The sequence below is a fragment of the Pseudomonas sp. MDV22-iso1 genome, assembly GCF_058145095.1.
In genome coordinates this window covers 1-11,394 of the sequence record NZ_JBYVMF010000043.1, presented here as the reverse complement: position 1 = coordinate 11,394, position 11,394 = coordinate 1, and the positions used below count along the sequence as shown (strand labels likewise).

The 11,394-nt window shown below is 60.8% G+C and carries 7 protein-coding genes; 5 read left to right on the top strand and 2 right to left on the bottom strand.

Annotation, left to right across the window (positions count from 1 at the left end):
• Positions 1 to 109 precede the first annotated feature (109 nt).
• A complete protein-coding gene (locus AC3ZVB_RS28185; protein ID WP_490148385.1) occupies positions 110 to 1,393 on the top strand; it encodes an OprD family porin in 1,284 nt (427 codons plus the stop codon).
• A 662-nt stretch (positions 1,394 to 2,055) separates the two neighbouring features.
• Here AC3ZVB_RS28185 and AC3ZVB_RS28180 read toward each other — a convergent pair.
• On the bottom strand, positions 2,056 to 2,934 hold the full coding sequence (locus tag AC3ZVB_RS28180; RefSeq protein ID WP_194693405.1) for a GntR family transcriptional regulator: 879 nt from the start codon (positions 2,932 to 2,934) through the stop codon (positions 2,056 to 2,058).
• 191 nt (positions 2,935 to 3,125) lie between these two features.
• Here AC3ZVB_RS28180 and AC3ZVB_RS28175 point away from each other — a divergent pair, with 191 nt between their 5' ends.
• From AC3ZVB_RS28175 to AC3ZVB_RS28165, 3 genes are read left to right on the top strand one after another with little or no spacing between them, the layout of a single operon-like run.
• Positions 3,126 to 4,625: a serine hydrolase domain-containing protein gene (locus tag AC3ZVB_RS28175; RefSeq protein ID WP_490148384.1), complete on the top strand. Its 1,500-nt coding sequence runs from the start codon at positions 3,126 to 3,128 to the stop codon at positions 4,623 to 4,625.
• A gap of 27 nt (positions 4,626 to 4,652) precedes the next feature.
• Complete coding sequence (gene aptA / locus AC3ZVB_RS28170) at positions 4,653 to 5,960, top strand: omega-aminotransferase AptA (RefSeq protein WP_490148383.1); 1,308 nt, start codon at positions 4,653 to 4,655, stop codon at positions 5,958 to 5,960.
• Positions 5,961 to 5,969: 9 nt separating this feature from the next.
• Complete coding sequence (locus tag AC3ZVB_RS28165) at positions 5,970 to 7,397, top strand: aldehyde dehydrogenase family protein (protein WP_490148382.1); 1,428 nt, start codon at positions 5,970 to 5,972, stop codon at positions 7,395 to 7,397.
• A gap of 46 nt (positions 7,398 to 7,443) precedes the next feature.
• Here the strand turns inward: AC3ZVB_RS28165 and ilvD are convergent, their stop codons facing one another.
• Positions 7,444 to 9,126: a dihydroxy-acid dehydratase gene (gene ilvD / locus AC3ZVB_RS28160; protein WP_490148381.1), complete on the bottom strand. Its 1,683-nt coding sequence runs from the start codon at positions 9,124 to 9,126 to the stop codon at positions 7,444 to 7,446.
• A gap of 408 nt (positions 9,127 to 9,534) precedes the next feature.
• On the opposite strand from ilvD, the gene mqo reads away from it, so the two are divergent.
• Positions 9,535 to 11,184: a malate dehydrogenase (quinone) gene (gene mqo, locus AC3ZVB_RS28155; RefSeq protein WP_490148380.1), complete on the top strand. Its 1,650-nt coding sequence runs from the start codon at positions 9,535 to 9,537 to the stop codon at positions 11,182 to 11,184.
• Positions 11,185 to 11,394 lie beyond the last annotated feature (210 nt).

Here is an 11,394-nt window from a genome sequence, read left to right as displayed (position 1 = left end):
CCCTGACTGCACCCCGCGCGGCAGCCTCGACACTGGCGCGATGGGAGAGGTCATGCCCGAAAAAACAATAAGACCGACTCGACAATCACGACTGCCAGGAGCCAAGACAATGAATAACAACAACTTCAACCTGATTTTGAAGAGCGTGGGCCTGATGGGGGGCGGCCTCATGTGCGTGCCGGCCCAGGCCGATTTCATCAAGGACAGCAAGGCTGATCTGGACCTTAAAAATTACTACTTCAATCGCGACTACCGTGAAGACGCCGGGCAATCGAAACGCGAGGAGTGGGCCCAGGGTTTTATCCTCAATCTGAAGTCGGGTTTCACCGAAGGCACCGTCGGCTTTGGGGTCGATGCGGTCGGCATGCTTGGCCTCAAACTCGACTCCAGCCCCGACCGCTCCGGTTCCGGCCTGCTGTCGCGAGACAACGAGCCAGAGCCCGGTCAACCGAGCTACGTCAAACGCGCCCACGATGAATACTCCAAGCTGGGTGTGACCGGGAAGATGCGCTTTGCCAAGAGCGAACTGCGCAGCGGCTACCTGGTGCCGGACCTGCCGACCTTGCAGCCCAACACGAGCCGATTGTTCCCGCAGACGTTTCGCGGCACTCAGGTGACGTCCGCCGATATCACCGGCCTGAACCTGACCGGTGGCCAGATTGACCGGACGAAGCAGCGCGAATCGACCGAGTACGAAGACATGGGGCTGACCAGTCAAAGCGGCGCGTACAAGAGCTCGGCGAAAAGCGATCAGTTCCGCTTCATGGGGGGTGATTACAAGGTCAATCCGAACCTGACGCTGACGTATCACTTTGCTCAACTGGAAGACATCTATCAGCAGCATTACGTGGGGTTGAAGAACAGCTTTGCGTTGGGCGGCGGCACGTTGAAAACTGATATCCGTTACTTCGACGCGGACAAGGCGGGTGCGGGCCTGGCGGGCAAGGTCGATAACCGCGCGCTGAGTACGCGGGTTGCCTATAACTACAAAGGGCACAGCCTGGGCGGCGGTTATCAGGAACAGTTCGGTGATACGCCGTTCACCTATGTTGATGGCACTAATACCTATCTCTTTTCCGAGTATCAGCTGAGTAACTTCTCGCAGACCAATGAGCGGGTCTGGCATGCGCGTTACGACTTTGATTTTGCGGCGCTGGGTGTTCCGGGGCTGACGTTTTCGACGCGTTGGGCCAAGGGTGATCAGGCGCAGGTGTTGGGCTTTGCGGGGGAGGGGCGGGAGTGGGAGCGTGATATCGACCTGGGGTATGTATTTCAGTCCGGGGCGCTCAAAGGGGTTTCTTTGCGGTGGCGCAATGGGCTGAGCAAGGCCAATTACCTGCGTGACATGAATGAAAACCGGCTGATCGTCGGTTACACCGTGGCGCTCTGGTAATGAGTGCGCTGTTGCGATGGCGGCTTGACGAGCAACCCCGGTCCGTCGGGCACACTCTCGTTAACTGTGGGAGCTGGCCTGCCAGCGATGGCGGCCTGGCAGCCGCCGCATCTCCCAAAGATGTTCCGCATTCAAACTGTGGGAGCTGGCTTGCCAGCGATGGCGGCCTGGCAGCCGCCGCATCTCTCAAGGATGTTCCGCATTCAAACTGTAGGAGTGAGCCTGCTCGCGATGGCGGCCTGGCAGCTGATACATTTTCTGCTGGTGTACATATCCGTTTCTGCGGTAACGGCTACTTATGGTTTCGCTCTTACAGCGAGTCACTTTTGGCAAACGCCCCAAAAGGAACCAAAAAGTCTTGCCCCACCATACGGCCCCTCGCTGGGGCTCGGGGTTCCCTCACTCCGGCATTGCTCCGGGGGCACGCCGCGATCGGCCATCCATGGCCGTGCGCGGCTAGCTCGGCATCCATGCCGAGCTGCCCCCTGCGCAACGCCTGCGTTCGGCCTGCTGGAATGGGGCAGGTAGATCAAAAGCCAAAGCAACAGCAACAGCAACAGCAACAGCAACAGCAACAGCCAACGCCAAAGCCAAAGCCAAAGCAACAGCTTCGCGAGCAGATTGAATTGTCGCTCCGCAGTTCCCATTCGGGTTCGCGTGCGCTAAGCCTTGTTGCGTGCAACGCCCATTTTGCTGGCCACTTCCAGGTGTCGGTGCAGCAGGGTGGACGCCCATTCGTTATCCCCTTGCTCCAGGGCATCGAGAATCGCCAGGTGCTCGCGGCACGAGACCTTGACCCGTTCGACGTTGCTTGCCGAATGAAACTCGGTCAGACGCCGCAACCGGTTCTGTTGCTGGATCGCCTGCAGGATGTAGGTATTGCCGGACGCCGCCGCCAACAGCTCATGGAACTCGGCATTGCTTTCAAAAAAACGCTGTCCGTCGACCTGTCCTTCAAGCAGTTCGAGCTGGCGTTCACGGCAGCGGCGGAACTGTTCCGGATTGATCTTGAAGGTCGGTTCGAGCAAGCCGGATGGCTCCAGCAGCATGCGAAAACGATAACTCTCGAAGCGGGTCTGCGGGCTGCTCAACGTCGGCAGGAACAACCAGCCATGCCCGTGTCGGCGCTGCATCACGCCCTCATCGGACAGGCGCAGCAAACACCGACGCAACACGCTTTTGCCCACGCCATAACGCCGCAGCAGATCACTTTCGGAGATCTGGTCGGGCAGGACCTGGTTCAGCCGGTCATCGATCAGGCGGGTGTAAAGCTCGTCCTCCTCGTTGTGCAGCTCACTGACCTGCTGCGCAAGACCGGTAGCGGTGTGCAACGGCACGCGAAAGCCCTGTTGGGGCAACGGTTCGATCAGTTGCTGTTCGGCCAGGTACGACAACGCGCTGCGAATCGGCGAGCGGGACACGCCCAGGCGCTGCGTCAGTTCGACTTCCTTGAGATGGGTACCGGGTTGCAGGTCGCCCGACTGGATGGCGGAAAGAATCTGGCCGGCGACTTTGGTCTGCAGCGAGGTGAGTTGAGACATGGCGCGTTGTCGTTCCTGTGACAGGGGAGGGAAGGATACCCGAAAACAGCAAATAGCTTCGATGTGGCCTTGAGCGGAATTATAGGCAGTACAAATACATTTATGCAGTGATCAGTAAATATTCAGCTGTATTATTTCGAATATAAAAACATTGCCGGCCCATGAGCGGCAATTTTTGAGGACGCTTTGTTATGACCTATGTACCCCTGCCCAGAGCCTTGCCTCATGAACGGGGCGTCGACGCCGGCGCCATCGTGGACTTTCTGTCAGCGATCACCCGCGCCGACCTTGAAGTGCACAGCTTTATGCTCTACCGCCAAGGTGCGGTGGTGGCGGAGGCGTTCTGGCAGCCGTACTCGGCCCGGCGCATGCATGTGCAGCATTCGGCGACCAAGAGCTGGACCGCCACTGCCGTCGGCTTGCTGGTCGATGATGGCCGCCTGAAGCTCGAGGACAAGGTGGTCAGTTTCTTCCCTGAATTGTGCCCGGTCGAGGTCAGCGCGAATCTCGCCGCCATGACCGTGGAGGACCTGCTGACCATGCGTACCGGGCACCAACGGGGCATTTCCGGTGGGGCCTGGCGCAACCTGCAAACCAGCTGGATCGAGGCATTTTTGCAAGAGCCGGTGGATGAGCCGCCTGGCAAATCGTTCATCTACAGCAGCGCCTCGAGCTTCATGCTGTCGGCCATTGTCACCCGCGTGACCGGGCAAACCATGCACGCGCTGTTGCAGGAACGGGTGCTGGATCGACTGGGCCTCGACAAACTTGAATGGGACCTCGCCCCCGGTGGGTTCAACTCCGGCGGTAACGGCCTGAGCTGTACCACTGAAGACTCGCTGAAGTTTGGTGTTCTGCACCTGAACAAGGGGCTGTGGCAAGGGCGCCAGCTGCTGTCGCCGGAGTGGATCGCCAAGGCCACACGCAATCAGGTCGATGATGTCTGGATGGGCGAATTCGACGGCAAGCAGTACCTGCCCCGTAACAAGGATGCTGCCAATGAAGCCAAGCGTGAAGGCTATGGCTATCAATGGTGGATGACTCCGTATGGCGGTTACTACGCTTCGGGGGTTTTCGGCCAGTACTGCATCGTGTTGCCCGAACAGGACACCGTCATCGCCTTCACCTGCGGCCTGCGTCTGGGCGAGCGGCGTTTGCACGCGGCCATCTGGGAACGGCTGTTTCCGGGGTTGGGGCGTGAGGCAACGGATCCCCAGGCCAGCCAGGCCCAACTCGACGCGCTGATCGATGGCCTGCGTCTGCCCACGCTGCAGGGCCTGAGCGGATCGCCGCACGCCGCCGAACTGCAAGGTCGTTTCAGCATTGAGCCCAATGAGGACGGTGTTCGCGAACTGGCCTTCGATTTTCATGATGACTACTGCGACTTCAGTCTGGTCGACCACCGTGGCACCCACCGCCTGCGCGTCGGTTTGCAGCAGCCGGTCGAGTCCGTCACCAGCCTCACCGGCAATTATCTGCACCATCAATATCAACCGGAACAGACCCCGGTCATCGCTCACGCTCGCTGGACTGAAGAGGGCGAATTGCGCATGGACTGGCGGTTTGTCGAAACCGCTTTCGGCGATCACGTCAGCTGCCGCCTGGAAGGGGGCCGCCTGCTGTTCGATCGCGGCGTCAACACCAATGCCGGATCGATGCAGCGCCCGACACTGACCGGTACCCGGATCTGAATTGCCTACGATTTTAGGAGCAAACCTATGAACCACACCTCGACTTCGGCGCTGTGGGCGCCCTTTACGGCCATGCGTCAATTCAACCGCCAGCCACTGCTGTTCGACAGCGCCGAGGGCATGCACTACACCACAACGGACGGCCGCCGGGTGCTGGACGCCATGGCCGGGCTCTGGTGCGTCAACGCCGGTCACGGACAGGCGCGAATTGTGGAAGCGATTCGTGAAGCGGCGGGGCGTCTGGACTTCGTTTCCTCGTTCAAGATGAGTCACCCGGCGGCGCTGGACATGGCCGATCAATTGGTCGCGAAAGCGCCGGTGGGCCTCGATAAGGTGTTCTTCACCAACTCCGGTTCCGAGGCGGTGGACACCGCGCTGAAGATTGCCCGTGCGTACCATCAGGCTCGCGGCGACTGTCGCCGGACCAAGTTGATCGGCCGCGCCAAGGGGTATCACGGCATGGGCTTTGGTGGTCTGTCGGTGTCCGGTATCGGCCGTCAGAAGCGCGACTTCGGGCCGTTGCTGGGTGATGTCGCGCACCTGCCGTTGCCGTACGACGCCAGCCTTAGATTCAGTGCCGGCCAGCCTGAGCAAGGCGCGCACTACGCGGACGCCTTGCTGCAGCTGCTGGAGATCCATGACCCGGCCACGGTGGCGGCAGTGATTGTCGAGCCGGTCACCGGGTCTGGCGGAGTCTACGCGCCGCCAGTCGGGTATCTGCAAAAACTGCGCGAAATGTGCGATCGCCATGGCGTGCTGCTGATTTTCGACGAGGTGATAACCGGCTTTGGTCGACTGGGTGACAGCTTCGGTGCTCAAGTCTTTGGTGTAACGCCGGACTTGATGACGTTGGCGAAAGGCTTGACCAATGGTGCGGTACCGATGGGCGGCGTGCTGGTGAGCGGTGCGGTGTACAACGCATTCATGAACGGTCCCGAGCAAGCCATCGAGTTGATGCACGGTTATACCTATTCTGCGCACCCGCTGGCGTGTGCGGCGGGTCTGGCGACCTTGGCGGTGCATGAGGAACTGGGCATCAACGCGCACGTACAACGCGTTGCGCCGACCTGGCAGCACACTGCGCTCGCCTTGCGTGAGCAGGGCCTGGTGCTCGACGTTCGCGCCATCGGCATGCTCTGCGCGGTAGAACTCAAACCGCGTGACCAGGCACCGGGCGCACGGGCTGCCGAAGTGGCCCAGCGCTGTTTCGACACGGGTCTGCTCGTGCGTGCCTCGGGCGAAAATATCGTGTTGTCACCGCCGCTGATCGTCACCGAAGAGCAGATTGCCCTGATCTTCGACACCTTGCGCAGCGCCCTCGATCAAACCGCCTGAGGAGACACGATGAACTACCTGGATTTCTACATCGATGGCGAGTGGGTCAAACCTGAATGCGCCGCGACCCTGGAGGTGATCGACCCTTCGACCGAGCGGTCCGTCGGCGTCATCAGCCTGGGTTCGCGCACTGATCTGGACCGCGCCGTGGCGGCCGCCAGACGAGCCTTTACGGGTTACTCGCAATGGTCCCGTGAGCAGCGGCTGGAGCTGTTGGCAGCAATCATCGAGGGTTATGAAAAACACAGCGAGGCGTTGGCCGAGTGCGTGCACCAGGAAATGGGCGCGCCGCTTTCACTGGCGCGCAGTGCCCATGTCCCGGCGGGCCTGGGCCATCTGCAACGAGCCTTCGAGGTGTTGCGCACGTATGACTTCGACCGGCCCCATGGCACCACCCTGATCAGCCGCGAGCCGATCGGCGTGTGTGGCCTGATCACGCCGTGGAACTGGCCGCTTAACCAACTGACCTGCAAGCTGGCACCTGCGCTGGCGGCTGGCTGCACTTTGGTGCTCAAGCCCAGTGAAAAGGCCCCACTCTCGGCGATGTTGCTGGCCGATATCCTTCATCAGGCCGGCGTGCCCAAAGGCGTGTTCAATCTGGTCAACGGCGACGGCCCGACGGTGGGTGACGGCATCGCCCGGCACCCTGACATCGACATGGTGTCGTTCACCGGATCCACGGGCGCGGGCATCGCCGTGGCGAAGGCGGCGGCGGATACGGTCAAGCGGGTTTCCCAGGAGCTGGGGGGCAAGTCGGCCAACCTGATTCTGGCCGATGCGGACATTGATTCGGCCGTTCGCCATGGGGTCAGCAGCTGTTTTCGCAACAGCGGCCAATCCTGTAATGCGCCGACCCGATTGTTGATTCCTCGCGCGCTGCAGCAGCAGGCCATCGACATGGCCAGGCACGTCGCCGCCGAGGTCTGTTTCGATGACAGCCATCCGTCCACGGCCATCGGCCCGCTGGCCAATCAGGCGCAGTTCGAGCGGGTCCAGGCGTTGATCGGCACCGCCCTGCAACAAGGGGCGCACGCCGTGTGCGGCGGTGTTGGCCGCCCCGACGGCGTGTTGCAAGGCTATTACGTCAAGCCGACGGTGTTCGCCGATGTCACTGCAGACATGCCGATCGCTCGGGAGGAAGTCTTTGGGCCCGTGCTGGTGATCATCCCGTATGACAGCGAAGACGAAGCGGTGGCCATTGCCAACGACAGCCCTTATGGCCTGTCGGGTTATGTCACTGCGGGTACGCTGGAGCGCGCGCGTTCAGTGGCTCGGCACTTGCGCACCGGAATGGTCCACCTCAATGGCAGCAAAGCCGACAATGGCGCGCCTTTCGGCGGCTACAAGCAATCGGGCAATGGTCGCGAGTGGGGCGTCTACGGGTTGGAGGACTACCTGGAAGTGAAATCGATATTCGGTTATCAGCCGAACGCCTGAGGACCGAATCTGCTGGTGAGAGCAAGAGTTCGGTCAGCGCAGCAGTTTAAAGGTACTTATCCGTGACGGCGCCTTCCGAGGCGCTGGACACGGTCTTCGCGTACTTGGCCAGCACCCCGCGTTTGTATTTGGATTCCGGCCGCACCCAGCGGGTCTTGCGCTCGGCCAGTTCAGTGTCGGAAACATCGACAGTGATCTGGCGGGTTTCGGCGTCGATGACAATCCGGTCACCGTCTTCCACCAGCGCAATCGGACCGCCCTCGAACGCTTCCGGGGTCACATGACCTACCACGAAGCCATGTGAGCCGCCCGAAAAACGCCCATCCGTGATCAGGGCAACGTCCTTGCCCAATCCCTTGCCCATGATCGCTGAAGTCGGCGAGAGCATCTCGCGCATCCCCGGTCCGCCCTTGGGCCCTTCATAGCGGATCACGATCACGTCACCGGCCTTGACTTCGCCGTTGAGAATGCCCGCCAGCGCGCCTTCCTCACCGTGGTAAACCCGCGCCGTGCCTGCAAAGCGCAGGCCTTCCTTGCCGGTGATCTTGGCCACTGCGCCGGTGGGAGCCAGGTTGCCGCGCAGCACCACCAGGTGAGAATCCTTTTTGACCGGCTGATCAAACGGCAGGATCACGTCCTGGCCATCCGGGTAGTCGGGCACGTTTTGCAGGTTTTCCGCCAGCGTCTTGCCGGTGACGGTCAGCACATCGCCGTGCAACATGCCGGCGTCGAGCATGCGCTTCATCAACGGTTGAATGCCGCCGATCGCCACCAGCTCGCTCATCATGTATTGGCCACTCGGGCGCAGATCGGCCACCACCGGGGAGACCTTGCCCAGTTCGACGAAATCATCCAGCGTCAGCTCGACCTCCACGGCATGTGCCATGGCCAGCAGATGCAACACGGCATTGGTCGAGCCGGCGAGGGCGATCACCACGCGGATCGCATTTTCAAACGCCTTGCGGGTCATGATGTCCCGCGGTTTGAGGTCCAGCTTGAGCAGCTCCATGACCTGCTGGCCGGCGCGGAAACTGTCCGAGGCCTTATCGCTGCCGACCGCATCCTGGGAGCTGGAACCCGGCAAGCTCATGCCCAGCGCCTCGATGGCCGAGGCCATGGTGTTGGCCGTGTACATGCCGCCGCAGGAACCGGGGCCGGGGATGGCCACTTCCTCGATCTGCTTGACCTGAATCTCGTTGATGTCACCGCGTGCCTGTTGGCCCACCGCCTCGAACACCGAAATGATATTGGTGTGGCCGGCACCCGGACGGATGGTGCCGCCGTAGACGAAGATCGACGGGCGATTCAACCGTGCCATGCCGATCAGGCAGCCCGGCATGTTCTTGTCGCAGCCGCCCACGGTGACCAGCCCGTCGAAGCCTTCGCAACCGGCCACCACTTCGATCGAGTCGGCGATCACCTCCCGCGACACCAGCGAGTACTTCATGCCTTCGGTGCCATTGGCGATGCCGTCGGAGATAGTGATGGTGTTGAAAATCACGCCCTTGGCGCCGGCGGTATTCGCACCCCGTTCGGCCTCGAGCGCCAGTTTGTCGATGTGCATGTTGCAGGGCGTGACCATCGCCCAGGTCGAGGCAATCCCGATCTGCGGCTTCTTGAAATCGTCGTCGGTAAAACCTACCGCTCGCAGCATGGCGCGCCCGGGTGAACGCTCTACGCCGTCAACCACCTGGGAGGAATATTTGCGCAGATCGACTTCATCGCTCATCACGAGTCCTCGTGGGTTCAATCGGAAAACGCTGAGTATAGTCGCCCGCCACACCCAGACCTGCCGGCGCCGGGGCAGTCAGCGCACGGACCAACACGTTGCGAACAGACGCGCGGGTTTGCCCTGACGTGATATTCTTCGCAACAACTTGGTTTGACCTATTCAGTTTGCGTGTCCTCGAGACGCGCCAACAGAATCACTGTCGCTCAAGTAGCTGAAGCCAATAAAGATAAAAAACCAGTTCAGAAGGGACATATAAACTGAGGTCGATACAGTCAATCGGCCTTGTGTGCCCACCCTCCAATCCAATGCACGAGCACCCCACGACATCCTGCCTGAATGCCGTGAAACATGGGGCTCGAGACTGAAGATGGCAGGGCGGATGGCGTTTTATCATAGGTGCTACAGATGTTTAAAAAAATGAACACGGCCCTGCTGGGGCTGGCTTTGTCGATGGGGATCACGTCCGTTCAAGCGGAAGAGGCAAAGAAAGTCGATGTACTGCTGATCGGCGGCGGCATCATGAGCGCGACCCTCGGTGTCTGGCTCAATGAGCTGGAACCGGGCACCTCGATGGAAATGATCGAGCGTCTTGACGGCGTCGCCCTCGAGAGCTCCAACGGCTGGAACAACGCCGGTACCGGGCACTCTGCCCTGGCCGAGCTGAACTACACCCCGGAAGACGAGAACGGCAAAGTCTCGATCCCGAAAGCCGTTGAGATCAACGAAGCATTCCAGATCTCCCGTCAGTTCTGGGCCTGGCAGGTTCAGCAAGGCGTGTTGAAGAATCCGCGTTCGTTCATCAACTCCACACCGCACATGAGCTTCGTGTGGGGCGATGACAACATCAAGTTCCTGAAGAAGCGCTACGAAGCGCTGCAAGCGAGCCCGCTGTTCGCTGGCATGCAGTACTCCGAAGACCCGGCTGTGATCAGGAAGTGGGTCCCGCTGATGATGGAAGGGCGTGACCCGAACCAGAAAATCGCGGCCACCTGGAGCCCGATCGGCACCGACGTGAACTTCGGCGAAATCACCCGTCAGTTCGTTGCGCACCTGCAGACCACGCCGAAATTCGACTTGAAGCTGTCCAGCGAAGTGCAGGACATCACCAAGAACGACGATGGCACCTGGCGCGTCAGCTACAAAAACCTCAAAGACGGCAGCAAGTCCGAAACCGACGCCAAGTTCGTGTTCATCGGCGCGGGCGGCGGCGCCCTGCACCTGCTGCAGAAGTCGGGCATTCCTGAAGCCAAGGAATACGCTGGCTTCCCGGTTGGCGGCTCGTTCCTCGTGACCGAAAACCCGACCATCGCCGAGCAACACCTGGCCAAGGCCTACGGTAAAGCGTCTGTCGGTGCTCCTCCGATGTCGGTTCCGCACCTGGACACCCGCGTCCTGGACGGCAAGCGCGTGATCCTGTTTGGCCCATTCGCGACCTTCAGCACCAAGTTCCTGAAAGAAGGTTCGTACCTGGACCTGCTGACCACCACGACCACGCACAACGTGTGGCCGATGACCAAGGTTGGCATCAAGGAATACCCGCTGGTCGAGTACCTCGCCGGCCAGCTGATGCTGTCTGACGAAGACCGCCTCGACGCCTTGAAAGAATACTTCCCGAACGCCAAAGCCGAAGACTGGCGCCTGTGGCAAGCCGGCCAACGCGTGCAAATCATCAAGCGTGATGAAGCGGCCGGTGGCGTGCTGAAACTGGGCACCGAGATCGTCGCTTCGCAAGATGGCAGCATCGCCGGTCTGCTGGGCGCCTCGCCGGGTGCATCGACAGCCGCACCGATCATGCTGACCGTGCTGCAGAAGGTGTTCAAGGACAAGGTCGCAACGCCGGCCTGGCAGGAAAAGCTGCACCAGATCGTGCCGAGCTATGGCACTCAGCTCAACGGCAGTCCTGAGAAGGTTGCCGAAGAGTGGGCCTATACCGCCAAGGTATTGCAGCTGACTCCACCGCCAGTGATTGGCCAGATGGCGGCTCCGGCGGCTGCTCCGGTTGACGCTGAAAAGGCTGCGCCGAAGGCCAATGCTGCGAGTGATATGGCTTTGTAATTTAAAAGCCTGGTTGTGAAGAAGCCCGCTGAACCGGTAATGGTCAGCGGGCTTTTTTGTGGGTGCTGGGGACCTGGCTCAAACTGTAGGAGCGAGCCTGCCGGCGATGGCGGCCTCAACGCCGACGAGTATTCTTCTGATCCACCCGGATCAAACTGTGGGAGCTGGCTTGCCAGCGATGGCGGCCTGATAGCCGACCGATTCTTTCCT

Excerpts from the sequence above, each read along its gene's own strand:
- AC3ZVB_RS28185 (WP_490148385.1), top strand. The coding sequence starts at position 110 with ATGAATAACAACAACTTCAACCTGATTTTGAAGAGCGTGGGCCTGATG.
- AC3ZVB_RS28180 (WP_194693405.1), bottom strand. The coding sequence starts at position 2,934 with ATGTCTCAACTCACCTCGCTGCAGACCAAAGTCGCCGGCCAGATTCTT.
- AC3ZVB_RS28175 (WP_490148384.1), top strand. The coding sequence starts at position 3,126 with ATGACCTATGTACCCCTGCCCAGAGCCTTGCCTCATGAACGGGGCGTC.
- aptA (WP_490148383.1), top strand. The coding sequence starts at position 4,653 with ATGAACCACACCTCGACTTCGGCGCTGTGGGCGCCCTTTACGGCCATG.
- AC3ZVB_RS28165 (WP_490148382.1), top strand. The coding sequence starts at position 5,970 with ATGAACTACCTGGATTTCTACATCGATGGCGAGTGGGTCAAACCTGAA.
- ilvD (WP_490148381.1), bottom strand. The coding sequence starts at position 9,126 with ATGAGCGATGAAGTCGATCTGCGCAAATATTCCTCCCAGGTGGTTGAC.
- mqo (WP_490148380.1), top strand. The coding sequence starts at position 9,535 with ATGTTTAAAAAAATGAACACGGCCCTGCTGGGGCTGGCTTTGTCGATG.